Below are 26,777 nucleotides of genomic sequence, written 5' to 3'. Positions count from 1 at the left end.
GCCCGCGGCCCCCCCGGACCCCGCATCGGCGTTCCATGCCCGTATCCGGGCATGGAACGCGAGGAAAAAGAAAACATGAAAACGCTTCTGCTGAAAAAGAATGAGGACCGCCGGGTTCGCGAGGGCCACTGCTGGATATTCAGCAACGAGGTGGACACGACCAAGACGCCGCTGAAGGCCTTCGAGCCGGGCGAGTGCGCCCGGGTGGAAGCCGCCGGGGGCCGCCCCCTTGGACTGGCCACGATCAACCCCGGGGCCCTCATCTGCGGGCGTCTCGTCAGCCGGGAGGCCCGCGACCGCCTGGACCCGGATTTCTTCCGGGAACGCGTGCGGACCGCCCTGGAGCTGCGTGAGCGCTGCTTCGACAAGCCCTTCTACCGGCTCGTGTTCAGCGAGTCCGACTTCCTGCCAGGGCTCATCGTGGACCGCTTCGGCGGCCTGCTCTCGGTCCAGTTTCTCACGGCGGGCATGGAACGCGTCCGCGAGGCCGTTCTGGAAGCCCTGCGCGACGTGGTCCGGCCCTCGGGCATCCTGCTCAAGAACGACTCGCGCTCCCGGGAGCTGGAGGGCCTGCCCAAGGAGGTGGTCACGGCCTGGGGCGACGTGCCGGAAACCCTGGGAATCGAGGAAAACGGCACTCGTTTCGCCGTGTCCCCGGCCTCGGGGCAGAAGACCGGCTGGTACTACGACATGCGCGCCAACCGGGCCTCTCTGCTCCCCTTCGCGGCCGGGAAACGGGTTCTAGACGCCTTCTGCTACGCCGGAGCCCTGGGTGTCGCCGCGGCCCGGGCCGGAGCCGAGGCCGTGACCTGCCTGGACGCCTCGGGACCGGCCCTGGAGGCCGTGGCCCGCAACGCCGCGCTCAACGACGTGGCCGAGCGGGTGGAATGCGTGAAGGCCGATGCCTTCGAGGCCCTGTCGGAAATGCTGGACCAGGGGCGGCGCTTCGATCTCGTCAGCCTGGACCCCCCCGCCTTCATCCAGCGCCGCAAGGACGTGGAGACCGGCACGGCGGCCTACCGTAAGGCCAACCGCCTGGCTCTGGGCCTGGTGGAGCACGGCGGATTGCTCCTGACCTGCTCTTGCTCCCAGCACCTCTCCCGCGACGATCTGCGCCGGGTGCTCCAGCGCGCGGCCCAGGAGGCCCGGGTGCGGGTGCGGATCATCCGCCAGGGCCACCAGGACATGGACCATCCGGTGCATCCGGCCATGCCCGAAACCGACTACCTGAAGGGCTTCCTGGTCCAGGTGCTGCGCGACTGAGCGCGGCGCGCATGAAAAAAGCCCCCGGAGCGGATGCGCCGAGGGCTTTCGTGTGTCCGTCGGACGGAATCAGCGGGCGGCCAGAATTTCGCCCAGGGCGGCCAGGTATCCGGTCAGCATCTCCGGGGTGATGTCGCCCATGTGGCCGATGCGGAACACGGGCCGCAGCCCCTTGGCCTCCAGGTCGGCGTTCAGCTTGCCGTAACCGGGGTCGAAGAGGTAGCCCCGGGCGCGCACGGCTTCCTTGATCTTCTTCAAGTCCGCGACGCTCATGCCCTGGGGCGGCCGCAGGGTCGTCAGGGTCGGCGAGCGGAAACCCTCCTGGGCGAAGAGTTCGAAGCCGGACTGGCGGGCGGCCCAGGCCTGGACCATGTCGCGCATGACCGCGTGCCGCCGGTAGCGGTTTTCCACGCCCTCGACGTTCACGATGTAGTCCAGCTGCACGGCCATCTGGTTCGCCAGGCCGCAGTTGGGCGTGGTCAGCGTCTGGCTTTTGCGGGCCGTGTTCAGCTGGTTGAGGATGTCCGAGGAATGGCCCCGGTTCCGGACCCGCGCGGCCTTGTCCAGGGCCTCGGCCGAGACGAAGGCGATGCCGAATCCGGCGTGCAGGCCCAGGGCCTTCTGGGGCGAGGTCACGTACATGGCCGGGTTGGATTCCGGGATGCGCGCGTCGGCCCCGCCGAACAGGCTCACCCCATCCACCACGGGCAAGGCTCCGTGCTTGCGGGCCAGGGCGCAGGCCGTCTCCACGTCGTTGCACACGCCGGTGGAGGTTTCGTTCTGGGTCAGGGTGACCACGGCCGGACGGTGCTCCACGAGGGCCTGCTCCATGCGCTCCAGGTCGATGGCCCGACCCGGCTCGAACTTGAGCTGCACGGCCTTCTTGCCGTTGAGCACGGCCATCTTGTGGAACAGATCCCCGAAGGCTCCCACCGAGACGTTCAGCACGGTCTCGCCGTCGGCCACCAGGGACCGGATCGCAGCCTCCAAGGCCGTGGAACCCGAGCCGTTGAAGAGCATCACGTCCCAGCCCTCGCCCACCCGGGCGAGGGTCCGCAGGTGCTCGAAGATGGGGACGAAACGCTTGTTGCCCTCGCTGTCGCGGTGGCCGAATTCCGGCAACATCCCGGCCCGGCGCACCTCGGGCCGCAGCCAGGTGGGGCCGGTGATGAACAGGGTCAGGTCGGCGAAATCCTCGTGCGGCATGAACGTGAAACCTCCTGAAAAAAGTAGGGGCCGGTCGGCCCGGCCCAACTTCATACTCCCGGCGCGGCCCGGCTGTCCAGAACCCGGCGGGCTATCCCTGGCGCAGCTGCCCGATGAGTCCCCGCAGGCGCGAAGCCAGATCGGCCAACTCGCCCACGGCCCGGGACGATTCGCCCATGCCCTCGGCGGTCTCCGCCGAAATGCGGCTGACCTCCTCCACCGCCCGGTTGATCTCCTCGCCCGCGGCCGACTGCTCCTCGCTGGCCGCCGCGATGGAGCGCACCATGTCCGTGGTCAGCTCGACCTTGCCCACGATCAGGCCCAGGGCCGCTCCGGCCTCCCCGGCCAGGGACGTGCTCCGGGTCACGGCGTCCATGGCCCCGTCCATGTCGCTGATATTGCGTCGGGTGGCGGTCTGGATGCGTTCCACGGCCTCGCCGACCTCCTTGGTGGCGGTCATGGTCTTCTCGGCCAACTTGCGCACCTCGTCGGCCACCACGGCGAAACCGCGGCCGGCGTCACCCGCCCGGGCCGCCTCGATGGCCGCGTTGAGCGCCAGCAGGTTGGTCTGGTCCGCGATGTCGGTGATGGTCGTCATGATCCGGCCGATGCCCTCGGCGTGGGCACCCAGTTCGGCCAGGCCCTGCTTCATGGTCTCCGAGCGATTCTGGACCTCGGCGATGGACTCCTTGACCCGTTCCACGGTGGCTGCCCCGGCCTGGGCCTGAACCCGCGCGCCGTCGGCCTCCTCCGCGACCTTGGAGGCGTTGCCCGCGACCTCGAGGACCGTGGCGCTCATCTCCTCCATGGCCGTGGCCGTCTCGGCGCTGCGTTCCCGCTGCACCTCCGCTCCCCGCGAAACCTGGGTCACGCGCGTGGAGAGGTGTTCGCTGGCCTGAGACAGGCTGTCCACGATGTCCTCCAGGCGACCGGCGGCCTCGCGCAGGCCATCGGACTTGGCCGAGAGGGCTTCCTCGCGGGCGCGCTCGGCCTCGCTCCGGGCCTGCTCGGCCTGCCGCGTCTTCTCCTCGGCCTCGGCCTGCCGGGCCTGAACCTCGGCGAACGTGGCCTTCAGCTTGGCGGCCATGTCCAGAATGGCCGCATGTACGCCCGTGGCCGCGCCCGAGCGGGAGCCCCCCACCTCCAGGTCTCCGGAGGCGATGCGCCCGGCCAGGACCGCCACGTCGTCCGGCTCCGCGCCGAGCTGGCGCTTCAGGGAACGGGCGATGAGCAGGGCGACGCCCAGGGCCAGGACCAGGGACACCCCCAGCAGGATCAGTTGGACGTACAGCGAACGCTCCAGGTCGTCGGCCACCCGGCCCACCTGGCCGTCTACATCCTGGAAGCGCGACTCGCCCAAGGGCTTCAGCCGTTCGATGAGCTTGCTGACCCGGGCTTCGAAGTCCTCCATCATGGAGTTGCCCGCCTCCACTCCCAGGTTGACGTAGGCGTCGGCCATGCGGCGGCCCATGATATACATGGTTTCGAAAGATTTGCTCATGAGGTCGAGGTCTTCCAGGCGGGCCTTGTCCTGGTCGCGCTCGAAGGCTCCCTTGAACTTGGCCAGGTTGTCCCGGAAGATCTTGGCCTGGGCCTCGGCCTCTGCGTAGGCCTTGGAGGAATGGGTGGCCGAGACGTTGGTGAACGCCTGCTGCACGTAGGCCGTGGCCAGCCGCATCTCGGCGGCTCCCCGGGCGAAGGGCAGGCTTTCGCTGTGGATGGTGCCCGCCACGTCGCGGACTTTCTGGATGTTCTGGGACAGGACGAACGTGCTCACGCACAGCAGCGCGAGAATGGAACCGAATCCGAGGGTGAGCTTCCCCGATACCGTAAGCCGCATATCATCCTCCGATACTTGGTGTTTCGCGTCGGGGTCGGATTAGACATGCGGCCGGCTTGAGTTGTCAACAAGAACAATGATCGCTTTTACGTATGCCGGTGAAAATGTCCCGCCACAAGCGTTTCCCAAGGGCATCCACCAAATGCATCCGCAAGGAAAGGTTTTGCCGGACATTGCAACAGAGGTGCGCCCACATGCGCGCAACAGTCCATGGAATACAACCACGGAGCCGGTCCCTCGGCCCCCCGGAGCGCGCACTTGCCAAGCCGCGCGGCGGTCCCTATATTCTCCTCCTTCCAACGACCAACCCGGTGAATCTTTCGCCGTCAGGACAGGACATGCCTCAATTAGGACCCCATATTTCCGTTTCCGACGAACAGCTCGTAAGCCGCGTCTTCGGCCTTGTCGATCTGGAAGGATACGCCCAGTGGCCCGCCGACGTGCGCGACTTGGCCGCCGGTCTTGCCGCCGAACTCTTCCTGGTGCGCTACAACCCTTTCGTGGACCCCGATCTGGTGCGCGAGAGCGTCAAGCGCCGCCTGAACATCGCCCGACCGACCCTCTCCGGCGAGTACCCGACCATCCTGAACATCGCCGTGCGCCATTTCTGGGAACAGTTCGACGCCGACGCGGCCTTCAAGAAGACCCTGCACGAGCGGCTCAAGGCCCTGCTGCCCGCCGAATGCATCGGCGCCGCACCGAACACCCTGGTGGAATGCGCCACGGACGCCACGGACCTGCGCCTGGAGCTGCCCCAGTTCGTGCTCTTCCCCGAGACCCCGGAACAGATCCAGGCCGTGGTGCGCCTGGCCAACGAAATGGGTTTCGCCATCATCCCCCGGGGCGGCGGCACGGGCCTCACCGGCGGGGCCATCCCCATGCACATCCGGGCCGTGGTCCTCTCCCTGGCCCGCTTCAAGCGGATCACCGACATCGACCCGGACACCATGGTGCTCTGCGCCCAGGCCGGCGTGATCACCCTGGACGCCATCAAGGCCGCCGCCGAGCAGAACCTGCTCTTCACCGTGGACCCGGCCTCCAAGGCCGCCTCCAGCCTGGGCGGGAACATTTCCGAGAACTCCGGCGGGCCGTTCGCCTTCGAGTACGGCACGACCATCGACAACATCCTCTCCTACCGCATGGTCCTGCCCACGGGCGACCTGGTGGAGATCCGCCGCAAGGACCATCCGCGCCACAAAATCTTCGAGAACGAGACCGCGACCTTCGAGGTCTTCGATGATAAAGGCGCGCTGCTCGAAACCATCGCGCTGAACGGCGCGGACATCCGCGGCAAGGGTCTGGGCAAGGACGTCTCCAACAAGTTCCTCGGCGGCCTGCCCGGGGTGCAGAAGGAAGGCGTGGACGGCGTCATCGTGGATTGCTGCTTCGTGCTCCATCCCAAGCCCGCCCATTCCCGCGTGCTCTGCCTCGAGTTCTACGGCCGCTCCATGCGCAACGCCATGTTCGTGATCAAGGATATCGTGGGCCTGCGGGACACCATCCGCGAACAGGGCGACCTGGTGAAGATTTCGGCTCTGGAGGAATGGGGCCCCAAGTACGTCCAGGCCATCGAGTACAAGAAGAAATCCACCGAGTTGGAGGGCGATCCCATCTCCGTGCTCCTGGTCCAGCTCGACTCGGACGACGAGGACGCCCTGGAGCAGGCCGTGCGGGCCTTGCTGGCCATTGCCCAACCGTACGAGGGCGTGGACATCTTCGCCGCCCGCGACGAGAAGGAGGCCGAGCACTTCTGGGAGGACCGCCACAAGCTCTCGGCCATCGCCAAACGGACCTCAGGGTTCAAGATCAACGAGGACGTCGTCATCCCCCTGGGGGTCATCCCCCAGTTCTCGGACTTCCTGGAGAACCTGAATCTCATCTACCTGGCCAAGCGCTACCGCAAGGCCCTGCTCCAGGTGCGCGAGCTGCCCGGCATGGCCTTCGACGACCCGGCCGTGGACGCCGCCCTGGAACGGGCCCTGTCCATCCTCAAGAAGAAGACCACCACGGCGGACATCTCCGAGGAGGAGTTCCAGGCCGAGATCCGCTACTTCTTCCAGGAACTGCGCGACGAGCACCCCAAGCTCGACCGCGAGATCGAGGCCCTCTACGAGGAGATCAAGGCCCGGCGCATCGCCATCGCCAGCCACATGCACGCGGGCGACGGCAACTGCCACGTGAACATTCCGGTGAACTCCAACGACGCCGAGATGCTGGCCCAGGCCCATGAGGCCGCCAGGGACGTGTTCGAGAAGGTTCTGGAACTCAACGGCGAGGTCTCCGGCGAACACGGCATCGGCATCACCAAGATCGCCTATCTTTCCGAAGAGAAGATCAAGGCCCTGCGCGCCTACAAGGCCAAGGTGGACCCCCGGAACGTGCTCAACCCGGCCAAGCTCACCGAACGCAAGCTGCCGGGCGAGCCCTACACCTTCTCCTTCAACCGCCTCATCCAGGATCTGGACAAGACCGCGCTCAAGGACAAGGAGCAGCTCATCGCGCTCTTGCGCAACATCCAGACCTGCACCCGTTGCGGCAAGTGCAAGCAGGTCTGCCCCATGTTCCAGCCCCAGCGCGGCCTGCTCTTCCACCCCCGGAACAAGAACATCAGCCTGGGCGCGCTGATGGAGGCCATCTACTACTCCCAGATCCAGCGCGGCGAACCCGATCCGGGCCTGCTGGCCGAACTGCGCCGGATCATGGAGCACTGCACGGCCTGCGGCAAATGCACGGCCGTCTGCCCGATCAAGATCGATTCCGCCGGGGCCGCGCTTCAGATCCGCTCCTTCCTGGAATACAAGGGCCAGGGCGGCCACCCGATCAAGACCAAGGTGCTGACCATGCTGGCCCGCGACCCCTCCGGCCGCCTGCCCAAGGTCGCCAAGGCCCTCTCCCTGGGCCAGACGGCGGCCAACCGGGTTCTGGGTCTCGTGCCCGGGGCCATGCTGCGCGGCATGAAGAGCCCGCTGTTCCAGAGCCAGGGGCCGCACGTGGACTTCACGAGCCTCGCGGACGAACTCAAGCTCGACCAGGGCTTCATCCTCAAGCGGCCGAACGCCGCGCCCGAGGACACGGTGCTCTACTTCCCCGGCTGCGGCGCGGGGCTCTTCTCGCACTCCATCGGCCTGGCCACCCTCTTCCTGCTCCTGCGCTCCGGGGCCAACGTGGTCCTGCCGCCCCGGCACCTCTGCTGCGGCTACCCTCTGCTGGCGGCGGGCTGCCAGGAGGCCTACCAGGCCAACCGCCACCGGACCCTCACCGAGCTTCTGGACGTGCTCGTGGCCACCGGCAAGGCGGGCCTCATGGCCACGACCCTGATCACGGCCTGCGGCACCTGCCGCGAGTCCCTGGAAACCTACGAGTTCGCCCGCGAACTGGCCGCCCCGCCGCGCCACCTGGACGCCATGCAGTATCTCCTGGAACGGCTGCCCGGCCCCTTCCCGGCGGGCGAGGAACTGCTCTACCACGCCGCCTGCCACGCGGAGTGGACCGGCGTGTCCAAGGTCAAGGCCGCCGAATCCTACCGCCAGGCCCTGGCCGGGATGCTCGGCACCCGGGTGTCCCTCTCGCCCGGCTGCTGCGGCGAGTCCGGCATGGGCGCGCTGACCAGCCCGGAGATCTACAACCGGCTGCGCGCGCGCAAGAAGGAGCAGTTGGACAAGGATCTGGAGGGCGCGGACAGGAAACGCCCCATCCTGGTGGGCTGCCCCTCGTGCAAGATCGGCATCCGCCGCTCGCTCATTCAGATGAAGCGCCACAACCCGGTGCTGCACGCCACGGAATACGTGGCCCAGGCCGTGGGCGGGCCCAAGTGGCGGCGCGCGCTCAAGAAGATGCTGGACGGCGCGGAGCGCCGGGGCAAGACCCTCATCGTGGAGTAGCCGTGCGCGTGCTGGCCGTGGACTTCGGGCTCAAGCGCGTGGGCCTCGCGGTGTGCGACCCCCAGGGCATCCTGGCCTCGCCGCTGCCCGCCCTCCATCGCGACGGCCGCGACCAATTCTTCGCCGACCTGTTGGCCGTGATCGCGGCCCAGGGCGTCCAGGCCGTGGTCGTCGGCCTGCCCCTGGCCCTGGACGGTTCCGAAACCCTGACCACGCGCCAGGCCCGCAACTTCGCGGAAAGCCTGCGTCGCCGCCTGACCATCCCCGTGCATTTCGAGGACGAACGCCTGACCTCGGCGGCCGCCGAGGAGGAGCTGAAGGAGGCCGGCCTGTGCGCCCGGAAACGGAAAGAACACCTGGACAGCCAGGCGGCGGTCCAGATCCTGCGGTCATGGCTGGACCGGGCAAGCTGACCACCTCGCCCCGGGTTCTCGTCCCGCTCTGCACGGCCCTGGCCGGGGTCTTCATCCTGGCCTGGGCGCTCTGGTTCGCGCGCTCCTTCATGGAACCCGCCGCGCCGCTGCTTCCCTCCGGCCAGGAAGTGGTCTTCCGGGTCAATCCCGGCTCCACCCTGCGGGCCGTGTCCCGCGACCTCGCGGAGCAGGGCCTGTTGCGCAGCGCCCGGAGCTTCGAGTCCCTGGCCCGCGACGCGGACAAGGCCCAGTCCGTCCGCGCCGGGGAATACCTGCTCGTCTCGGGCTGGAGCCCGGAACGCATCCTCAAGGAACTCACCGAGTCCCCGGGCATCCTCCTGCGCGTGCAGGTGCGCGAGGGCCTGTCCTGGCGGGAGACGGCCCGGGCCGTGGACGATTCCGGCGCGGCCGCGGGCGAGGAATTCCGCAAGGCGGCCTTCGACCCCGGCCTGCTGGCGAGGAACGAGATCCCCTCGGATTCGCCCGAGGGCTACCTTTTCCCCGAGACCTACCTCGTGTCCAAGGTCTCCGGCGACAACGGCCGCGTGCTGGCCGAGGCCATGTTCAAGGAGTTCCGCAAGAACGCCCGCAAGGTCTGGCCGAACGGCCTGCCCGCGCCGGAGGAACTGCGGCGACTGGTGATCCTGGCCTCCCTGGTGGAAAAGGAATCCGGCGACCTGAGCGAACGGGCCCGCGTGGCCGGGGTCTTCATGAACCGCCTGCGCCTGGGGATGCGCCTGCAATCCGACCCCACGGTGATCTACGGCCTGGGCCAGGACTACGACGGCGACCTGACCCGCGCGCACCTGGAGGACGGGGCCAACCCCTACAACACCTACCGCATCTCCGGCCTGCCGCCGGGCCCCATCTGCTCGCCGGGCCTGATCTCGCTCCAGGCGGCGGCCGACCCGGAACAACACGGCTTCCTCTACTTCGTGGGCAAGGGCGACGGCACGCACTTCTTCAGCAAAAGCCTGGAGGAACACAACGCGGCCGTGGCCAAGTACCAACTGCGCCGCAACCGGGCCACCTACCGGAGCACCCCGGCCCAGAACTGAGAAACAGAAAGGACGGCGTTTCGCGCGGCGTCCACGGCCTCATCCCCTCAGGCCTCAGGCCCTTCCACCCCCCGACCGCTCGTTCAAGAACGCGGCGGCCGCCTTCCCACACGACCAAACGACGCCGACGCCGCCACCCTCGACGCGCGCACGCGCTGGCGAATTGAGGAGGAGACGGGATAGAAAGGCGGGAGATGGGAAGGGATAGTCCACCGAAAAAAACAAAATAGACAAGGCAACTCACTTTCTTTAAAAATGGAAACCATATCAAATGTGCTTAATAGGCTTTACTATTTAATTTTACTGTTCAACGCGACAAAAAATAGAGGAATAACAGACTATTATGGACTTATTAGCAATGCTATCTGAGCTAAACTTTTTGGAAACAAAAAAAATTTACAATAGGCCATCGATTGTTGATTTTTTTCATAATAGAAGCAGATGTGGAATTTACTTACTTCATTTTTCAGACGGCACATACTACATAGGACAGGCGATTGACATCCCAAGAAGATACACACAACACAGAAAAAAGCATAATGACATTACTCATATTTCATTTAAGAATGTTAAAAATGATGATTTAAACTCCTATGAGGCAGAAGCTATAAGAAAATTTGAATCAAAATTTCAACTAAGAAATATAAGCCTCGCAAGTGCTCCAGCAATGGACGCAGATTTAGATGAGCTTCTTCATCCGGACAGGCAATCAGAATGGCTGGAAGAAAAAATCCCTTCAGTAATATTTAAAAAACGCATCGTTGACAAAACGTTACGATCAAAGTATTCACTTCGCTTCTGTGATCTTAAAAGAAATTCTTTCTTCATTGAACAGATACTTCCAGTTTTAAAAAAATACGTCAGCATTTGCATACCTGAGCCTTATCTGACGGAAATCTCATTTTGGGGCTCATCCTGCTTGCCTGCCCATGAAAGCACAACAACAATCGAAATATATTCGAGAATAAATATGTATTGGCAAGAGGTTTTTACCGTTGGGCAAATGCTCGAACAAAAATTGCCTCTTTTCTCCTGGCATTTATCAAAAAAGATAATTGCCTCACATCTTGGAGAAAATTTTAAATCCACATTCAAAACCTATAAAACCATCGAATTCGACGACCACTACTACGAATCAGGCGGATTCGATCAGTTCGCCGTATATATATACGACACAGATGAGGCGATGCTGTTGCTTGATAACAACTCGATCATTGAAGCAATAAAGAATTTCAACCTGAGGTGCATGCGCAAGGGGGCACACATCCACGCCCCCTACCACTGCATGGATTTGGCAGATTTAATTTTACCGTAGCCATAAAACTGCCCACTCGGCACCCAAAATTCATCAATCCACACTACCCAACCATCAAACAATCCCTGCCCTTTTCCCATCCCCGGCTTTTCAGGAACGCCGCGATGTCGTCCCTTGCCCCCCTGCTGCCCACGTAGGACAGGCAGAAGCATTCTCCGGCGGGCGGGAGTTGGTCGCGGTGGAGCACCGGCCTGCCGTTGACCGCCCGGCCGATCTTGCGCGGATCGATGTCCGCGTAGGCGACGATGTTCACCCCGTGCTCCAGGAGCAGGTCCGCGCGCTTGCGGGTGGTGCGGCCCGCGCCGAGCACGAGCACGTCCGGGTGGTGCGGGTTGTTGCGGGCCAGCCAGCGGGCCAGGAAGCCGGTCTTGAGCCGGTAGAAGGCGTCCACGGCGTAGCTCGGGTGGTTGCGCGAAAGCCGCTCCGGCGGGTCGTTCCAGACCAGCAGCTCGACCTCGGCCTTGGCCATGCGCACCCCGGCCTCCAGGAAGCGCAGGATCAGCTCGTAGTCCTCGGGGAACGGGCCCGCGCGATAAGGGCCCAGACGATCGGCCAATTCGCGGCGGAAGACGATGGAGGGATGGGCGAAAGGCGACTCCACGAAGCGGTTCACGTAGATGTCGCCGGGCGCGGTCAGGCCGTTGATCCAGTCCACATAGTGGGCGTAGCCGCCCCGGGCCGCGCGGTCCCCGCCGAAGCGCACCCGGCAGCCCACGAGCCCCAGCTCCGGCCGCTCGTCCAGCAGCCGGGCCTGGACCTCCAGACGCTCGGGCATACAGAGGTCGTCGGCGTCCATGCGCGCCGCCAGGGGGGCCCGGGCCGCCGCCAGGGCGGCGTTCAACGCGGGCACGATGCCGCCGTGGGGCAGCGTCAGCGGCCGCACCCGGCCGTCGCGGCGGGCATAGTCCCGCAGCACGTCGGCCGTGTCGTCCGTGGAGCCGTCGTCCACGGCCAGGATTTCGATTTCGCCCAGGGTCTGGGCCAGGAGGCTGTCCAGGGCCGCCGGGAGCGTGGCCGCGCAGTTGAAGCACGGCAGGGCCACGGAGACCTTCGGGCCGGACACCTCAGCCGCCCCGCCGCTCCGCCACGGCCGCGCGCACCCGGCAGACGCCGCAGAGTTCCTGGGACGTGGGCGAGCCGCAGGAGGCGCAGGGCCGCAGCTCGAAGCCCTTCTCCCGGTCCCGGTCCGCGAAGGCGGGCCGCCCGCGCTCCAGGAATCCCTCGTAGAACGAGACCTTGCTGCCCGGACTCTTCCACTCCAGTTCGCCCCAGAGCTTCTTGTGGCTCGTGAAGCTGGCGCCCGGACTGTAGGGGCAGGCGTCCTTGTGGTGCTCGATGCCACGCAGAAAGGCGTAGGCCGCCGTCTCGAACTCCGAGAGCCGGTAGAGCGGCTTGACCTTGCGCGCGAAGCCGCCCTCGTCCGGCAGACAGGGGCCCTGGTCCGAGAGGTAGGCCTCGTCCCAGCGCAGGGTGTTGGCGAACAGCCGGGCCACCTCGTCGTCCAGGTTGTGGCCGGTGGCCAGGGCCGTGTAGCCGCCCTCCAGGGCCATGCGGTTGAAATAGTGGCGCTTGATCTTGCCGCAGATGGAGCACACGGGCCGGTACACGGCCTCCTTGACCTCCGGGATGGCCAGGCCCTCGGCCGCCAGCTCCACCACCTTCAGGTCCAGGCCGTGCATGGCGCAGAAGTCCTCCACCCGCCTGCGGGCGCGTTCCGAGGACACCGGGATGCCCAGGTCCACGTGCAGGCCCGTGGCCGAGTAACCCAGGTTGGCCAGTTCCAGCATGAGCGAGAGGGAGTCCTTGCCGCCGGAGAGCGCCACCAGCACCCGGTCGGCGCGGGTGAACATGGCGTGGCGGCGGATGGCGTGGTCCACCTGGCGGCTGAAGTAGAGCAGGAAGCAGTCGCGGCAGAAGGCCGTGTTGTGGCTGGGCAGGGCCACCTCGGCCTCGGCCTTGCAGCGTCGGCATTTCATGGGGATTCCTTGGGGTTCTCAGCCGGCGGACGTGACCACGCGCACGGTGATCGCGTCGCCCTGCTTGAGCTTCAGGTCCTGGGTCAGGAGGCGGCCGTCGCGGATGACCAGGGCTTCGGTGAAACGCAGCCCCAGACGGTTCAGCAGCTGATGCACGGTGTTCAGGCGGTCGAAGGTCTTCACCTCGCCGCCCGGCTCCAGGCGCACGGTGATCATGGGTGCCCTCTTTTCCCGGTGGCCCCGGGTGGGGGAGCATAGCCCGGCGGCCCGCGCTGTTCAAGTGTCCAAGGTTTCGCCCAGTTTTCACCGCATTTCCCGGGTTGACCCGGCACCGAAAATGGGTATCTTCAAACTAGCGTGCATCCCACCCTCAAGGAGTGCGTCATGAACAAGCCCAAGATTCTCGTCGTGGACGACGAAAAGCATATCCGGATGCTCTACCAGGAAGAGTTGCAGGTGGAGGGCTACGACGTGGCCGTGTCCGACGGGGAGGAGCCCATCCTGGACGTGGTGGAGCGGGAGAAGCCGCTCATCGTGGTCCTGGACATCAAGCTCGGCGTCAACCGCTCCGGACTGGACCTTCTGCAGGAAATCCGGGGCAGGCATCAGGATCTGCCCGTGATCCTGTCCACGGCCTACGACAGCTTCCAGCACGACCTGAAGTCCATCGCGGCCGACTTCTACGTGGTCAAGTCGGTGGACCTCACGGAACTGAAGAACAAGGTCAAGCTGGCCCTGGCCAAGGCCGGGGCCTGACGAGGCGCGGGCCAGGCAAGCCGCCCCGGGCGGACTCTTTCCCCTTGCCCAGCCCGACGCTTCGTGCTAGCCGCTTTGCCCATGCCTGAGTTCCTCGCCGACAAGATCGTCACCGTCAGCATCCTCGCCGTTCCCCTGCTCCTGGCCCTGGTCTGCCACGAACTGGCCCACGGTCTGGCGGCCTACGCCCTCGGCGACCCCACGGCCCGGCGGGCCGGACGCCTGACGCTCAATCCCCTGCGCCACCTGGACCCCCTGGGCACGGTGGTCTTCTTCATCGCCAACATCGGCTGGGCCAAGCCCGTGCCCGTGGACCCGCGTTTCTTCAAGAATCCGCTCAAGGGCATGCTCCTGGTGGCCCTGGCCGGGCCGGGGGCCAACTTCCTCCTGGCCGTGCTCTTCGCCGTGCTCTACCACGCGCTCCTGCCCTGGGCCGTGGCGCACCAGGCCGGAGCCCTGGGCACGGTCCTGGTGCCGCTGACGCTCATTTCCCAGGCCGGGGTCTTCGTGAACCTCGTGCTCGGAACCTTCAACCTGCTGCCCGTGCCGCCCCTGGACGGCAGCAACATCCTGGCCGGAGTTCTGCCCCGGCACCTGGCCTACCGCTACCTCTCCTTCGGCCGTTACGGGGTGTTCGTCATCCTGGCGGCGATCCTCCTGGGCGACCTTCTGGACATCAACCTCCTGGGCCGGATTCTCCTGCCCGTGGTGGAGACCGGCTCCCGTCTCCTGCGGGTGCCCCTGACCTTCTAACCCCACATCGCCATGACCACACCCAACAAACGCATCGTCTCGGGCATGCGGCCCACCGGACCGCTCCATCTCGGCCACTACTTCGGCGTGCTCGTGAACTGGATCAAGCTCCAGGAACAGTACGAGTGCTATTTCTTCGTCGCCGACTGGCACGCCATGACCAGCGAGTACGCCGATCCCCGGCGCATCAAGGGCTTCGTGCCCGGCCTCGTGCTGGACTGGGTCGCCGCCGGGCTGGACCCGGAGAAGTGCGTCATCTTCCAGCAGTCGCAGATCAAGGAGCACGCCGAGCTGCACCTCATCCTCTCCATGCTCACCCCGCTGTCCTGGCTGGAGCGCAACCCGACCTTCAAGGAGATGTCCCAGGAACTGTCCGGCCAGAAGGATCTGGCCACCTACGGCTTCCTCGGCTATCCCGTGCTCATGGCCTCGGACATCCTCATGTACCGGCCATTCGCCGTGCCGGTCGGCCAGGACCAGCTGCCGCACATGGAGCTGACCCGGGAGATCGCCCGTCGCTTCAACCACCTCAACGGCGACTTCTTCCCCGAGCCCGAGGCCTTGCTCACCCCGGACGCCAAGCTCCCCGGCCTGGACGGTCGCAAGATGAGCAAGAGCTACGGGAACGGCATCTCGCTGGGCGAACCCATGAGCGAGATCATCCCCAAGGTGAAGACCATGTTCACCGACAAGAACCGGCTGCGCAAAAGCGACCCCGGCGACCCCGAGGTCTGCAACCTCTTCCCCTACCACAAGCTCATGACCGGGGCGGAGAAGTGCGCCGAGATCCGCGAGGGCTGCGTGAAGGCCGCCTTCGGCTGCGTGGACTGCAAGAAGGTCCTGCTCGAATCCATGGAGCGCTTCCTGGCCCCGATCCACGAGCGCCGCGCGGCCCTGGAGAAGGATCCCGAGCGCCTGCGCGCCCTGCTCGAGGACGGCAACGCCCGAGCCCGCGAAAAGGCCGCCGCGTCCATGCGCGAGATACGCAATCTGCTCAACTTCCAGTTCGACTGACACCCATAGGCAAGGAGCGACACATGACCCAGGCGAAAAAAGGCGACACCGTTCAGGTCCACTACACCGGGCGGCTGTCCGACGGCTCGGTGTTCGACTCCTCCCTCGAACGCGAACCCCTGGAATTCCAAGTCGGCGCGGGCATGGTCATCGAGGGCTTCGACACGGCCGTCGCGGGCATGGCCGTGGGCGAGACGAAGACCGTGGTCATCCCGCCGGAACAGGCCTACGGCGACTACCGCAAGGAACTGACCATCGAGGTCGGCCGGGAGCAGATTCCGCCGAACATCACCCCGGAGATCGGCATGATGCTCTCCATCCGCCTGGAGGACGGCAGCACGCCCCACGTGCACATCTCCGCGCTGGACGAGAAGACCGTCACCCTCGACGGCAACCACCCCCTGGCCGGCAAGGAGCTGACCTTCGAGCTGGCCCTGGTGAAGATCGCCTAGCATCATCACGGCCCGGGAGGCGCCCCCTCCCGGGCCGGACCAACGCGCGCAATGATACCCCAACGCACCGACTGCATCGCCCCCTTCCTGGTCATGGACATCCTGGAGGCCGCGCAGCGTCTGGAACGTTGCGGTCACCCGGTCATCCACCTGGAGATCGGCGAACCCGACTTCGACACCCCGGAATGCGTCAAGGAGGCGGCCTGCAAGGCCATCCGCGACGGCCGGACCCACTACACCCACAGCCTGGGGCTCCTGGAACTGCGCGAGGCGGTCTGCGCCCACTACGCCGAGCGCTACGGCGCGGAGGTCCACCCGGATCGGGTGATCGTGACCCAGGGCACTTCTCCGGCCATGCTGCTGGCTTTCGCCGCGCTCCTGGAGCACGGCGACGAGGTGGTCGTCTCGGACCCCTGCTACGCCTGCTACCCGAACTTCATCCGCTTCGTGGAGGCCGAGACCGTGCGCGTGCCGGTCTTCGAGGACGACGCCTTCCAGTACCGGCCGGAAAAGGTCCGCGAGGCGCTCACCGACCGGACCCGAGCCATCCTCATCAACTCCCCGGCCAACCCCACGGGCACCCTGCTCTCCGGCGAACGCATGCGGGCTGTGGCGGACATGGCCCGGGACGCCGGGGCCGTGGTGGTTTCGGATGAGATATACCACGGGCTGGTCTACGAAGGCCGGGAGCAGAGCATCCTGGAATTCACGGACGAGGCCGTGGTGCTCAACGGCTTTTCCAAACTCTTCGCCATGACCGGCTGGCGGCTGGGCTACCTCATAGCGCCGGAGCGTTTCGTGCGGCCCATCCAGCGGCTCTGCCAGAACTTCTTCATCTCGGCCTCCTCGGTCTCCCAATGGGCGGGCGTGGCCGCGCTGCGCGAGGCCTGGCCGGACGTCGCGCGCATGAGACGCATCTACGACGAGCGCCGCCGCCACATCGTGCGGCGGCTGCGGGGGCTGGGCTTCGGCCTCGGCAGCGAGCCCACCGGAGCGTTCTACGTCCTGGCCAACGCCGGACATCTGGCGGCCAGGTTCGGCGGCAGCTCGCTCAAGCTGGCCTTCGACATCCTGGAGAAGGCCCACGTGGGCGTGGCCCCGGGCATCGATTTCGGCCAGGGGGCCGAGGGCTATCTGCGCTTCTCCTATGCCAACTCGTTGGAAAACATCGAGGAAGGCATGTCCCGGATCGAAAAATATCTAGAGCGATTCTAGTTCGTTACCAAGAAGAAATCTTGCCAGGCGCGGATTTCCGATTTAAATGATTGTTTCACGGGCGTGACGCTTCGGAAACGACCGCGTTGACCGGGACGGAATCATGAAACGAACGATAGCGCTTTTCCTGGGGCTAGCCCTCATCTTCGCCTGGACTGCGACGGACATCGCGGCCGGGAACGAGATCGTGCGCGAACTGACCAGCAACGGCACCCTCGGACCGGACTACGTGCCCAAGAGACAGGAATACCGCCTGGACCCCCTGAGCGAGTTCCACTATTCCAGCGACCCGTTCCTGCGCGAAAAGAAAGACACGAAAAAGAAGGACGAAAAGGACTCCCCGATCCATTTTTCCTTCGGCACGGAGGAACGGACCAATCCCATCACGGGTGAGCGGGTGCCGCCGGAAAAGACCGGCGACAACCCCCTGGACGCCCTCGGCGGCAAGGTCCGCATGGACGTCAACGTGCTGGAGTTCTAGTCCTTCGGTGTGCCTTCGGCCGGGGTCAGGTTGCGGGCCACGCGGCGCAGCACCTCCAGGCAGGCCTCCAGCTTTTCTTCCGGCACACCCGCGACGGCCTGCTCCAGGGTCGCCGATGCGGCCGCGATGCACCCGCGCCTGAGCTTCTTCCCCTCGATGGTCAGGTAGACCCTGCGTTTGCGGCTGTCGCGTTCGTCGCGGGCGCGGACCGCCAGACTGCGGGCCTCCAGGCCGTCCACCAGACGGCTGATCCCGGTCTTCTCCTGCAACAGTCCGCCGGAAATCTCCTGCTGGGTCCGACCGTCCCGGTCCCAAAGCAGGGTCATCACCCGCCACTGTTCCGCAGTCAGATCCAGGCCCGCCACCGCGAAGCGCCGCCCCAGGTCATTGGCCAGGGCCCTCGCCGCGCGGTGGGTCAGGTAGCCCAGGGACTCGTCCAGTCGGAATGTTTTCGCGTTCATGGTGCAGTTGTATATGCAACCACAAAACCGGTCAAGCGATAGCGACCATCCGCATGAAGATCGTCGAGGGGCCGCCGGGCGCGGGTTCCCCACTCCTTGCCAACACGGCTTCGAGCGTCTAGAACCTAAGCCACATCCCAAAGACGCGAGCCGCCCCGGGGAGGCCCTCATGGAACGATTCGCCGCCGACCTCCACATCCACTCCCGCTTCTCGCGGGCCACCAGCAAGGAGTTGTCCATCCGCTCCCTGGCCGCCTGGGGCCGGGTCAAGGGGCTCACCGTGCTCGGCACCGGGGACTTCACCCACCCCGGCTGGCTGGCCGAGATCGAGGAGACGCTCAAGGAGGACGGCAGCGGCCTCCTGGTCCTCAAGGATCCGGCTGGGCTGGACGCCCTGGTTCCGGGCCTGGACGCCCTGCCGCCTGGGCAGACCCGCTTCATGTTCCAGGCCGAGATCAGCTCCATCTACAAAAAGGCCGGAAAGGTCCGCAAAGTCCACAACCTGGTCTTCCTGCCCTCCCTCGACGCGGTGCGGGCCTTCAACGAGAAGCTCGGCCAGGTGGGCAACCTGAAGAGCGACGGCCGCCCCATCCTGGGGCTGGACAGCCGCAACCTCCTGGAAATGGTCCTCGCCACCCACCCCCTGGGCTTCGTGGTCCCCGCGCACATCTGGACGCCCTGGTTCTCGCTCTTCGGCTCCAAGTCCGGCTTCAACTCCATCGAGGCCTGCTTCGAGGATCTCTCGGGCGAAATCTTCGCCATGGAGACGGGCCTGTCCTCGGACCCGGAGATGAACTGGCAGTGGAGCGCCCTGGATCGCATCCGGCTCATCTCCAACTCCGACGCCCACTCGGGCGAGAAGCTCGGCCGGGAGTGCAACATCTTCCGGGGAGAAATATCCTACGAAGGCATCTACCGGGCCCTGCGCGGCGAGGGCCTGGGCCAGAAATTCCTGGGCACGGTGGAGTTCTTCCCCGAGGAGGGCAAGTACCACCTGGACGGCCACCGCAACTGCAAGGTCGTCATGGAGCCCGAGGAAACCCGCTCACGCCATGGCGTCTGCCCGGTCTGCGGCAAACCCGTGACCCTCGGCGTGCTCTCGCGGGTGCGCGAACTGGCCGACCGCGAGGCCCCGCGGCAGCCCCAAAACGCCCCGGGCTTCACCTCGCTCATCCCGCTCAAGGAACTCGTCGGCGAAATCCTGGACGCCGGGCCGGCCACCAAGAAGGTCAACGAATTCTACCTCAAGCTCATCCGCGACTTCGGCTCGGAGCTGAACGTGCTCGTCAAGGCCGACGTGGAGGATATCAAGACCCACTCCCCGACCCTGGCCGAGGGCGTGGCCCGCATGCGCGAGGGCAAGGTTCTGCGCACGCCGGGATATGACGGCGAGTATGGGGTCATCCGCGTCTTCACCGATGTCGAGCGCCGGGAGTTCCGCCACGGCGGCCGCCTGGTGAAGACCGTGCCGCGCAAGGCCAAGGCCCGCGACCTGCCCGAGCCCGCGCCCGCGCCCGTGGTCACGGAGCCGTCCCTGGAGGCGTCCTTCAACGATGCCCAGAAGCAGGCCATCGCCGCCGGTCCCGGGCCGGTGCTCGTGTTGGCCGGCCCCGGCACGGGCAAGACCCAGACCCTCATGGGCCGCGTGGAACGGCTCCTGGACGAGGGCGAGAACCCCCGGCGCATCCTGGCCCTGACCTTCACCCGCCGGGCGGCCCGCGAACTCAAGGAACGCCTGCTCCGGCTCCTGGGCCTGGAGAGCGAGGAGGGCGCGCCCCTGCCCCAGGCCGGAACCCTGCACGCCCACGGCTACGAATACTGGAAGCACGTCCACGGCGAGGCCCCGGTGGTCCTGGACGACGCCACGGCCCGGCGCATCTTCCTGGAGGTCAACCCGGAACTGGCCGAGGGCCGGGGGGGGCAAGCCTTCGACCGCTACTGTCTGGCCCGCGAAAGCCTCAAGCCCTTGCCCGCCGACCTGGCCGAGGCCGGGGCCCGCTACGCCCGGCGCAAGGATTCCTGGAACCAGGCCGACTACGGTGATCTCCTGGAATTCCAGCTCCAGCAGTTCCAGTCCGCGAGCTTCGTCTCGCCATATTCCCACGTGCTGGTGGACGAGATCCAGGATCTCACGCCCCTGCAACTGGCCGTGGTCACGGCTCTGGCCGGGGCCGAGGGCAAGGGCTTCTTCGCCATCGGCGATCCCAACCAGTCGATTTACGGCTTCCGGGGCGCGGTGGGCGACGTGCGGGCCGAACTGGCGGCGCTCTGGCCCGGGATCACGGAGATCACGCTCACCGAAAACTACCGCTCGGGCCAGGCCGTGCTGGACTGCGCCCGGCCCCTGTTCCCGGACACGCCCCGACTGCTGGCCCGACGCGACGCCCCTTGCCGCATCCATCTTTTCCAGGCCCCGGACGCCCCAAGGGAGGCGGCTTGGCTGGCCGAACGCATCAAGGGGCTGCTCGGGCCCACCAGCCACAGCCTGGCCGACGGCGGCGAAGGCGGCCTGGCTCCGGGGGACATCGCCGTGCTGGTGCGCTTCCGGGGGCTCATCCCGGCCTTGGAGAACACCCTGAACCGCTTCGGCGTGCCCTGCGCCGCGCCCGAGGCCGAGGCCTTCTGGAACGAGCCGCGCGTGGCCGCCATCCTCGGCTCCGTGGGCCGGGCTCTGGGCATGGCCTGCGGTTTCGAGGGCGAATGCCCGGATCTGCCGGAACGCATCCTGACCCTGGGCCCGGACGGGCTGGCCACCTTCCTCCAGGAGACGCCGCCCTTCGACCAGTTCTTCTGGCAGTCACGAGCCTTCCGCGAACTGCGCAAGGAGTTCTCCCTGCGCGGCGGCTGGGGCGGGCTCATCAACTGGGTGCACCTCCAGAGCGAACTGGAGAACGTCCGGCGCTCGGCGGAGAAGGTCCAGATCATGAGCATCCACGCGGCCAAGGGGCTGGAATTCGAGGCCGTGTTCCTGCCCGCCCTGGAGGACGGCATCCTGCCCTTCGCCGGAACGGACATGCTCACCGGCAAGATCACCGCGCCCGAGAACCTGCCGGACGCGGCCGAGGAGCGCCGCCTGCTCTACGTGGGCCTGACCCGCGCCCGCCGCGGCCTCTATCTAAGCCACGCGGCGCAGCGCACACTCTACGGCCGGACCTTGCGGCTGCCGCCCTCGCGCTTCCTGCGGGAGCTGCCCGCCGAGGGCATGACCCGCTCCCAGATGGCGGCCCACACCGTGAAGAAGGAAAAACAGATGACCCTGTTCGACTAGCCCAAAAAGACCTTGTACAGGCCGATCTCGTAGACCCGGCAGAGACGCAGGGCCAGGGCTCCGGAAACCCCGGCCTGGCGCAGGCGGCAGAAGAGATGCAGGGGGTTGAGCAGGTGTTGCAGATGTCTTTTGATGGCGTCCATGACGCGCTCCTTGCCGGAATGTCCCCGGCGCCCGGAACAATGCAACCGTCATGCCTGAACTGAAAACAGGAACCGGCTCCAGCCGTTCCGGGAGCCCGCCGGGCGACCCGGAAAACCCTGCCGCCCTTGGTGTCGCTTGTTCGACGGCCGAGGCCTTCGCCCGCCGCGGCCTGTCCTCCCCGCCCTGGACCGTGGCCGCGCCCTCCTTCGTCATTCCGGGCACGGCGCGCGAGAATTGCGCATGGCTGCGCAAGTTTTTCCCCGAGGTGGCCCTACTCCTCTTCGAGACCCGGGCCTGCCTGGAGTACGGCCCCGACGACCTGCCCCGGCCCGGAGAGTTCCCGGAGCTCTCCTACCACGTGCACCTCCCCCTGGACCTGGCCTGGGAGCGCGGCTTCGAGCCCGTCTGGGCCGATCTCGCCGGGCTGCTGGACAAGGTCGCCGAGCTGTCCCCCTGGGCCTACGTCCTGCATCCGCCCCCGCCGGGCGTCTCTCTGGAGCGGCTGGCCCGGGCCTTCGCGGACGCCGGGGTTCCGCCCGGGGACGTGCTCCTGGAGAACACCCGTGAGCGCTGCCTCTCCGAGGTATGGGAAGAGGCTGCCGGGGCCGGTTTCTCGGCCTGCCTGGACCTCGGGCACCTCCTGGCGTATGGTCAGGCCTCCATCCCGGATCTGCCGGGATTCTGGACCCGGGCGCGACTCCTGCATCTCTGCGCGCCCGGCCCGGGCGGCCGCCACGAAAGTCTGGCCCGCCTGGACGCTGCTGGGCGGGAGACGCTCCAGCGGCTGCTGGCCCGTTTCGCTCCGGGAGGCACCCTGCTCCTGGAGCTGTTTGATGCACCCAAACTCCAGAATTCGCTGGATTTCCTGGCGCGCTGCGTCGGGCTCTGGTCGCGCACGGAATGATCACCCTGATTCTCGGCGGCAACAAATCGGGCAAGTCCGCCTTTGCCCTGGACTTGATGAAGAACATCAACGGTTCCGGCCTGCTGCTGGCCACGGGACGGGCCCGCGACCTGGGTTTCCGGCGGCAGATCCTGGCCCACCGGGAGTCCCGCGACCCGGAGATCCCGGTCATCGAGGTCGGAACGGACTTGCCTGAGCGCATGATCCGGGCTAGAAGCGAACATCCGTCCGTTCTGGTGGACAGCCTGGATTTCTGGCTGTTCGCCTGCCGCGAGGAGGGCCTGGATCGGGTTCCGGCCTTTCTCGAAGCCCTGGACGGATGGCACGGGGGGAATCTCATCCTGGTCTCCTGCGAGATCGGTCTCGGCCCCTTGCCCGCCAGCCCGGAGGCGAGAGCCTTCGTGCGCGAGCTGGGCGGCCTGAACCAGAAGGTGGCGGCGCTGGCCGACACGGTCCACATCACCGTGGCCGGGCTGCCCCTGACTCTGAAAAAGGCGGAAAATGGCCCTCTTCCGACAGCTCGATGAACAGATCAGCCAAATGCTGGCCCTGCTCAACAAGGATCAGCGCTGGCTCATCGTCATCAACGCCGACCCGGACGCCCTGGGTGCGGCGCTGGCCTTGCGGCACATCTTCAAGCGGCGTGTCCTGGACGTGGGCATCGGCCACATCAACGAGATCAAGCGGCCGGACAACCTCTCCATGATCCGCTTCCTGCGCATCCCCACGCGCAAGATCATTCCCAACCTAGCGGCGCAGTACGACAAGTTCGCCATGGTGGACTCCCAGCCCCACCACAATCCGGCCTTCGACCAGTTCCAATTCTCCATCGTCATCGACCACCACCCCATTCTCCCAGACAAGCCCGTGAACGCCCCCTTCGTGGACATCCGCCCGAAATACGGGGCCACGGCCACCATGCTCACGGAATACCTCTACAACCTGCACATCCGGCCGCCCAAGCTCCTGGCCACGGCGCTGCTCTATGCCATCAAGGCCGACTCAGCGGGGTTCGAGCGCTCGTTCATCGACGCCGACGTCACGGCCTTCAAATACCTGACCAAGCACGCCGACCCGGCCATCCTGAACCGCATCGCCCGCAGCGACTTCCTGCTGGACTGGATGCGCTACTTCTCCCGGGCCTTCTACAACCTCCGACGCATCGGCCAAGGCCTCTACGCCCACATGGGCAAGGTGGAGAACCCGGACATCCTGGTCATCGTGGCCGACTTCTTCACCCGGGTCTACGGCGTGTCCTGGAACGCGGTTTCCGGCGAGTACAACGACAAGATCGTGGCCATCTTCCGGGGCGACGGCGTACGCCGCGACATGGGCAAGATGGCGGCCTCCCTCTTCGGCGAAATCGGCTCGGCCGGAGGCCACAAGGGCGCGGCCCGGGCCGAATTCGACCAGGCGGCCCTGGACGGCAAGGATCCCGAGAGCTTCATCGTCAAGAAGCTCAGCCGCGGCAAAACCCAGAACGTGCAGCGCATCTAGCCCATGTCGATCAAGGAACGCCTGCGCCTGGACACGGACCCCGTCTTTCTCATCGACGGCTCGTCCTTCCTGCACCGCAGCTACCACGCCAACCCGGACCTCAAGCGTTCCGACGGCTTCCCCACCAACGCCCTCTACGGCGTGCTGCGCGTGCTCCTGCGTCTGCTGCGCGAGGAGAAGCCGAAATATGTCGGTTTTTTCCTGGACGGTCCCAAACCCACCTTCCGCCACGAGCTGTTCCCGGCCTACAAGGCCAACCGGCCCAAGATGCCGGAGCCCCTGGCGAAACAGATCGCGCCCCTGCTGCGGGCCGTGGAGCTCATGGGGCTGACCCCGGCCGTGTCCGACGGCGTGGAGGCCGACGACTGCATCGCCAGCTTGGCCGCCGCCTTCAAGGACCGGCGGCCGGTGGTCATCGTGGCCTCGGACAAGGATCTCAAGCAGTGCCTGGACGAGAACGTGGTTCTCTGGGATCCGGCGTCCAAGCAGGACAAGGTCACCACCCGGGCCGACCTGCTGGCCGAAACCGGACTGACTCCGGGCCAATGGGCCGACTTCCAGGCCCTCACCGGCGACAGCACGGACAACATCCCCGGGCTGCCGGGCGTGGGCCCCAAGACGGCCCTCAAGCTCCTGGCCGACTTTCCCAGCCTGGAAGCCCTGCGCGCCCACCTGGCGGAGCTGCCGGAAAAGCTGCGCGCCAAGGTCGACGGGCGCCTGGACGACCTCTTCCTCTACCGCGAACTGACCCGCATGAAGACCGACGTCCTGCCCGGGACGCGCCTGGAGGATCTGGCCCCGAAACCGGCCGACCTGGGCGCCTTCGCCGACTTCCTGCGGGAATACGAATTCCGCAGCATGCTCCGCGACCTGCCCCGGACCGACGGCATCCCTCCGGCGGCGGTACCCTTGCCGGAGGAGCAGGCCAAGCCCGGAAAGCCGAGGCAGCAGCAGTTTTCCCTCTTCGACGCCCCCGCGCCCAAGCCCGCCGGGCCGCCCCTGGACGTGCCCGAGCGCGCGCCCAAGGCCCTGCCTTCCTGCACCGGCAAACACCTGGGCCTCGTGCCCGTGGAAGGCGGCTTCCGCCTGGGGCTGGACGGTCACGAATACTTCTGCCCCGGCCCGGCCGCCGAGCTGGCCCCGATCCTGTCCCGGGCCAGGAGTCTGGCCGTTCCCGGACTCCAGGATCTGCTGCGTGCCGACGACGCCTGGCGCGCCGTTCCCCTGGCCGCTTGGTTCGACTGCTCCCTGGCGGCCTATCTGCTCAATCCCGAGGACCGCAACTATTCCTGGGAACGCCTGCGCCAATCCCTGAACCAGGACGTCCAGGCCGAGGAAATCCACCCCGAGTCCCAGGGGCTGGCGGCCCTGGCCTTCCGACGCAACACGGCACCACGCCTGGAGGCGGCCGGGCTGGACCGGCTCATGCGGACCCTGGAGCTGCCCCTGGTGCCCGTGCTGGTGGACATGGAGCGCGCGGGCATCGCCATCGACCGCAAGGCCTTCTCCGGCTTTCTGGACGAGGTGGGCGGTCAGATCGAGGCGCTCACCGCCCGCATCCTGGAGCTGGCCGGGGAATCCTTCAACGTGCGGTCCTCGCCGCAGACGGCGGTGGTGCTCTTCCAGAAACTCGGGCTCAAGCCCGCGGGCAAGACCCCGGGCGGGGCCCTGTCCACCTCCAACGACGTGCTGGAGCGCCTCGCCGGGCAGCATCCCATCGTGGACGCCATCCTGGAGTTCCGCATGCTGGAGAAGCTGCGCTCCACCTACCTGGAACCCCTGCCCAGGCTGGCCGGGGAGGACGGGCGCATCCACACCCATTTCAACCAGCTGGCCACGGCCACCGGGCGGCTCTCCAGCTCCGGGCCGAACCTCCAGAACATCCCCGTGCGCGGCCCCCAGGGCCAGCGCATGCGCGCCTGCTTCACCGCCGGGACGGGCAACCTCCTGGCCTCGGCCGACTACTCCCAGGTGGAGCTGCGCGTGCTGGCGCACTTCTCCAAGGACCGCAACCTGATCGAGGCCTTCGCCCGCGACGAGGACATCCACGCCCGCACGGCGGCCATCCTCTTCGACAAGGAGCCCGCCCAGGTGACCCCGGACGAGCGCCGCAACGCCAAGACCATCAACTTCGGCCTGATCTACGGCATGGGCCCCCAGAAGCTGGCCCGCGAACTGTCCATCTCCATGAACCAGGCCAAGGAATTCATCGAGCGCTACTTCGCCCGCCTGACCACCCTGCGCGACTTCTACGAGAATCTGGTGGAGGAGGCCGGACGCAACGGCTTCGTGACCACCCTGGCGGGCCGCCGCAGGCTGCTGCCCGAGCTGGGCTCGCGCAACCAGCAACTGGCCTCTCAGGCCCGCCGCCAAGCCATCAACACCGTGATCCAGGGCAGCGCTGCGGACATCATCAAGATGGCCATGCTGGCCGTGGCCGCCGATCAGGAACTGCGCGCCCTGAACGCCCGCCTCATCCTCCAGATCCACGACGAACTGGTCCTGGAGGCTCCAGCCGTGAACATCGAGGCCGCCGGAACGCGCTTGCGCCGGATCATGCAGAACGTGGCCAGGTTGGACGCGCCGCTCAAGGTCGACCTGGGAACGGGGCGCACCTGGGCCGAAGCCCATTGATTCCAGGCCTTCCCCGGCTTCTCTCCACCAGTATGGGTGATCCACCCATTTTTTGGGGAATCCACCCAAAAATGTCCCATTATTCCCCCAGAAAAACAGGCAAGGCACCTATCGACAGGAGCCGACTCCCGGAATAGGCCAATGTCGTTGCCGTCCCTCCGCCGGTCGGGAGCCCGGCCGGGACGCGCGCATCACCCGACACCATCCGCGACGAACACGAAACCGTCCGGCCGGGCTGCCCGATGG

At 66.4% G+C, this 26,777-nt stretch carries 23 protein-coding genes; 16 read left to right on the top strand and 7 right to left on the bottom strand.

The annotated features are described in order from the left end of the window. Positions 1-75 precede the first annotated feature (75 nt). Positions 76-1,263, top strand: a complete 1,188-nt coding sequence (locus tag H587_RS0104260; RefSeq protein WP_027175213.1) for a class I SAM-dependent rRNA methyltransferase — start codon at positions 76-78, stop codon at positions 1,261-1,263. Positions 1,264-1,332: 69 nt separating this feature from the next. Here the strand turns inward: H587_RS0104260 and H587_RS0104255 are convergent, their stop codons facing one another. Together H587_RS0104255 and H587_RS0104250 are read right to left on the bottom strand one after the other, a co-directional pair. Next, complete coding sequence (locus H587_RS0104255; RefSeq protein WP_027175212.1) at positions 1,333-2,469, bottom strand: pyridoxal-phosphate-dependent aminotransferase family protein; 1,137 nt, start codon at positions 2,467-2,469, stop codon at positions 1,333-1,335. Between the two features lie 91 nt (positions 2,470-2,560). After that, positions 2,561-4,309: a methyl-accepting chemotaxis protein gene (locus H587_RS0104250; RefSeq protein ID WP_027175211.1), complete on the bottom strand. Its 1,749-nt coding sequence runs from the start codon at positions 4,307-4,309 to the stop codon at positions 2,561-2,563. A 338-nt stretch (positions 4,310-4,647) separates the two neighbouring features. On the opposite strand from H587_RS0104250, the gene H587_RS0104245 reads away from it, so the two are divergent. The 4 genes from H587_RS0104245 (at position 4,648) to H587_RS20495 (ending at position 10,976) form a co-directional block, all read left to right on the top strand. Continuing rightward, positions 4,648-8,190, top strand: a complete 3,543-nt coding sequence (locus H587_RS0104245; protein ID WP_027175210.1) for an FAD-binding and (Fe-S)-binding domain-containing protein — start codon at positions 4,648-4,650, stop codon at positions 8,188-8,190. 2 nt (positions 8,191-8,192) lie between these two features. After that, positions 8,193-8,603 (top strand): Holliday junction resolvase RuvX, encoded by a 411-nt coding sequence (gene ruvX, locus H587_RS0104240; protein WP_027175209.1) that lies wholly within the window; start codon positions 8,193-8,195, stop codon positions 8,601-8,603. Beyond that, positions 8,582-9,661 (top strand): endolytic transglycosylase MltG, encoded by a 1,080-nt coding sequence (gene mltG, locus H587_RS17210; RefSeq protein WP_034608540.1) that lies wholly within the window; start codon positions 8,582-8,584, stop codon positions 9,659-9,661. The genes ruvX and mltG overlap by 22 nt, the downstream gene beginning before the upstream one ends. A 343-nt stretch (positions 9,662-10,004) precedes the next feature. Further along, positions 10,005-10,976, top strand: a complete 972-nt coding sequence (locus H587_RS20495; RefSeq protein ID WP_156904445.1) for a GIY-YIG nuclease family protein — start codon at positions 10,005-10,007, stop codon at positions 10,974-10,976. A 43-nt stretch (positions 10,977-11,019) separates the two neighbouring features. Here the strand turns inward: H587_RS20495 and H587_RS0104225 are convergent, their stop codons facing one another. Genes H587_RS0104225 through H587_RS0104215 form a run of 3 tightly spaced genes read right to left on the bottom strand, consistent with a single transcriptional unit; the run spans position 11,020 to position 13,168 of the window. Continuing rightward, entirely contained in the window at positions 11,020-12,039 is a 1,020-nt protein-coding gene (locus H587_RS0104225; RefSeq protein ID WP_027175207.1) for a glycosyltransferase family 2 protein, read from the bottom strand. A gap of 1 nt (position 12,040) precedes the next feature. Beyond that, positions 12,041-12,952, bottom strand: a complete 912-nt coding sequence (locus tag H587_RS0104220; RefSeq protein ID WP_027175206.1) for a PP-loop family protein — start codon at positions 12,950-12,952, stop codon at positions 12,041-12,043. An 18-nt stretch (positions 12,953-12,970) separates the two neighbouring features. Continuing rightward, a complete protein-coding gene (locus tag H587_RS0104215) occupies positions 12,971-13,168 on the bottom strand; it encodes a ubiquitin family protein (RefSeq protein WP_027175205.1) in 198 nt (65 codons plus the stop codon). A 168-nt stretch (positions 13,169-13,336) separates the two neighbouring features. Between H587_RS0104215 and H587_RS0104210 the strand changes: the two genes are divergently transcribed. From H587_RS0104210 to H587_RS0104185, 6 genes are all read left to right on the top strand, one after another. Beyond that, a complete protein-coding gene (locus H587_RS0104210; RefSeq protein ID WP_027175204.1) occupies positions 13,337-13,708 on the top strand; it encodes a response regulator in 372 nt (123 codons plus the stop codon). Positions 13,709-13,789: 81 nt separating this feature from the next. Continuing rightward, a complete protein-coding gene (locus H587_RS0104205; protein WP_027175203.1) occupies positions 13,790-14,461 on the top strand; it encodes a site-2 protease family protein in 672 nt (223 codons plus the stop codon). Between the two features lie 12 nt (positions 14,462-14,473). Continuing rightward, a complete protein-coding gene (gene trpS, locus H587_RS0104200; RefSeq protein WP_027175202.1) occupies positions 14,474-15,475 on the top strand; it encodes a tryptophan--tRNA ligase in 1,002 nt (333 codons plus the stop codon). A 23-nt stretch (positions 15,476-15,498) separates the two neighbouring features. After that, complete coding sequence (locus H587_RS0104195) at positions 15,499-15,927, top strand: FKBP-type peptidyl-prolyl cis-trans isomerase (RefSeq protein ID WP_027175201.1); 429 nt, start codon at positions 15,499-15,501, stop codon at positions 15,925-15,927. A gap of 51 nt (positions 15,928-15,978) precedes the next feature. Then, on the top strand, positions 15,979-17,142 hold the full coding sequence (locus H587_RS0104190) for a pyridoxal phosphate-dependent aminotransferase (RefSeq protein ID WP_027175200.1): 1,164 nt from the start codon (positions 15,979-15,981) through the stop codon (positions 17,140-17,142). Positions 17,143-17,245: 103 nt separating this feature from the next. Further along, positions 17,246-17,623 (top strand): hypothetical protein, encoded by a 378-nt coding sequence (locus H587_RS0104185; protein ID WP_027175199.1) that lies wholly within the window; start codon positions 17,246-17,248, stop codon positions 17,621-17,623. On the opposite strand, the gene H587_RS0104180 is transcribed toward H587_RS0104185, so the two are convergent. Beyond that, positions 17,620-18,084: a MarR family winged helix-turn-helix transcriptional regulator gene (locus H587_RS0104180; RefSeq protein WP_027175198.1), complete on the bottom strand. Its 465-nt coding sequence runs from the start codon at positions 18,082-18,084 to the stop codon at positions 17,620-17,622. The two genes, H587_RS0104185 and H587_RS0104180, sit on opposite strands and share 4 nt — an antisense overlap. 169 nt (positions 18,085-18,253) lie before the next feature. On the opposite strand from H587_RS0104180, the gene H587_RS0104175 reads away from it, so the two are divergent. Then, a complete protein-coding gene (locus H587_RS0104175) occupies positions 18,254-21,352 on the top strand; it encodes a UvrD-helicase domain-containing protein (protein ID WP_027175197.1) in 3,099 nt (1,032 codons plus the stop codon). Here H587_RS0104175 and H587_RS20785 read toward each other — a convergent pair. Beyond that, positions 21,349-21,495 carry a hypothetical protein gene (locus H587_RS20785; RefSeq protein WP_169432746.1) on the bottom strand — a complete coding sequence of 49 codons (147 nt, stop codon included), beginning with the start codon at positions 21,493-21,495 and terminating at the stop codon, positions 21,349-21,351. The genes H587_RS0104175 and H587_RS20785 overlap by 4 nt on opposite strands. A gap of 50 nt (positions 21,496-21,545) precedes the next feature. On the opposite strand from H587_RS20785, the gene cbiR reads away from it, so the two are divergent. The 4 genes from cbiR to H587_RS0104150 are packed head-to-tail and all read left to right on the top strand — an operon-like array spanning position 21,546 to position 26,531. Beyond that, entirely contained in the window at positions 21,546-22,400 is an 855-nt protein-coding gene (gene cbiR / locus H587_RS17205; protein WP_051202432.1) for a cobamide remodeling phosphodiesterase CbiR, read from the top strand. Then, positions 22,397-22,927: a bifunctional adenosylcobinamide kinase/adenosylcobinamide-phosphate guanylyltransferase gene (locus H587_RS0104160; protein ID WP_027175196.1), complete on the top strand. Its 531-nt coding sequence runs from the start codon at positions 22,397-22,399 to the stop codon at positions 22,925-22,927. The genes cbiR and H587_RS0104160 overlap by 4 nt, the downstream gene beginning before the upstream one ends. Continuing rightward, entirely contained in the window at positions 22,902-23,897 is a 996-nt protein-coding gene (locus H587_RS0104155) for a DHH family phosphoesterase (protein ID WP_027175195.1), read from the top strand. Before H587_RS0104160 ends, H587_RS0104155 begins: the two co-directional genes overlap by 26 nt. Positions 23,898-23,900: 3 nt before the next feature. Next, positions 23,901-26,531: a DNA polymerase I gene (locus H587_RS0104150; protein ID WP_027175194.1), complete on the top strand. Its 2,631-nt coding sequence runs from the start codon at positions 23,901-23,903 to the stop codon at positions 26,529-26,531. The last annotated feature ends 246 nt before the right edge of the window (positions 26,532-26,777 follow it).

The organism is Desulfovibrio aminophilus DSM 12254 (assembly GCF_000422565.1).
Taxonomy (GTDB): domain Bacteria; phylum Desulfobacterota; class Desulfovibrionia; order Desulfovibrionales; family Desulfovibrionaceae; genus Aminidesulfovibrio; species Aminidesulfovibrio aminophilus.
The sequence above is the reverse complement of the archived record's forward strand: the minus strand, read 5'-3'. Positions and strand labels throughout refer to the sequence as shown.

Excerpts from the sequence above, each read along its gene's own strand:
- H587_RS0104260 (WP_027175213.1), top strand. The coding sequence starts at position 76 with ATGAAAACGCTTCTGCTGAAAAAGAATGAGGACCGCCGGGTTCGCGAG.
- H587_RS0104255 (WP_027175212.1), bottom strand. The coding sequence starts at position 2,469 with ATGCCGCACGAGGATTTCGCCGACCTGACCCTGTTCATCACCGGCCCC.
- H587_RS0104250 (WP_027175211.1), bottom strand. The coding sequence starts at position 4,309 with ATGCGGCTTACGGTATCGGGGAAGCTCACCCTCGGATTCGGTTCCATT.
- H587_RS0104245 (WP_027175210.1), top strand. The coding sequence starts at position 4,648 with ATGCCTCAATTAGGACCCCATATTTCCGTTTCCGACGAACAGCTCGTA.
- mltG (WP_034608540.1), top strand. The coding sequence starts at position 8,582 with ATGGCTGGACCGGGCAAGCTGACCACCTCGCCCCGGGTTCTCGTCCCG.
- H587_RS20495 (WP_156904445.1), top strand. The coding sequence starts at position 10,005 with ATGGACTTATTAGCAATGCTATCTGAGCTAAACTTTTTGGAAACAAAA.
- H587_RS0104220 (WP_027175206.1), bottom strand. The coding sequence starts at position 12,952 with ATGAAATGCCGACGCTGCAAGGCCGAGGCCGAGGTGGCCCTGCCCAGC.
- H587_RS0104215 (WP_027175205.1), bottom strand. The coding sequence starts at position 13,168 with ATGATCACCGTGCGCCTGGAGCCGGGCGGCGAGGTGAAGACCTTCGAC.
- H587_RS0104210 (WP_027175204.1), top strand. The coding sequence starts at position 13,337 with ATGAACAAGCCCAAGATTCTCGTCGTGGACGACGAAAAGCATATCCGG.
- H587_RS0104205 (WP_027175203.1), top strand. The coding sequence starts at position 13,790 with ATGCCTGAGTTCCTCGCCGACAAGATCGTCACCGTCAGCATCCTCGCC.
- trpS (WP_027175202.1), top strand. The coding sequence starts at position 14,474 with ATGACCACACCCAACAAACGCATCGTCTCGGGCATGCGGCCCACCGGA.
- H587_RS0104195 (WP_027175201.1), top strand. The coding sequence starts at position 15,499 with ATGACCCAGGCGAAAAAAGGCGACACCGTTCAGGTCCACTACACCGGG.
- H587_RS0104190 (WP_027175200.1), top strand. The coding sequence starts at position 15,979 with ATGATACCCCAACGCACCGACTGCATCGCCCCCTTCCTGGTCATGGAC.
- H587_RS0104185 (WP_027175199.1), top strand. The coding sequence starts at position 17,246 with ATGAAACGAACGATAGCGCTTTTCCTGGGGCTAGCCCTCATCTTCGCC.
- H587_RS0104180 (WP_027175198.1), bottom strand. The coding sequence starts at position 18,084 with ATGAACGCGAAAACATTCCGACTGGACGAGTCCCTGGGCTACCTGACC.
- H587_RS0104175 (WP_027175197.1), top strand. The coding sequence starts at position 18,254 with ATGGAACGATTCGCCGCCGACCTCCACATCCACTCCCGCTTCTCGCGG.
- H587_RS20785 (WP_169432746.1), bottom strand. The coding sequence starts at position 21,495 with ATGGACGCCATCAAAAGACATCTGCAACACCTGCTCAACCCCCTGCAT.
- cbiR (WP_051202432.1), top strand. The coding sequence starts at position 21,546 with ATGCCTGAACTGAAAACAGGAACCGGCTCCAGCCGTTCCGGGAGCCCG.
- H587_RS0104160 (WP_027175196.1), top strand. The coding sequence starts at position 22,397 with ATGATCACCCTGATTCTCGGCGGCAACAAATCGGGCAAGTCCGCCTTT.
- H587_RS0104155 (WP_027175195.1), top strand. The coding sequence starts at position 22,902 with ATGGCCCTCTTCCGACAGCTCGATGAACAGATCAGCCAAATGCTGGCC.
- H587_RS0104150 (WP_027175194.1), top strand. The coding sequence starts at position 23,901 with ATGTCGATCAAGGAACGCCTGCGCCTGGACACGGACCCCGTCTTTCTC.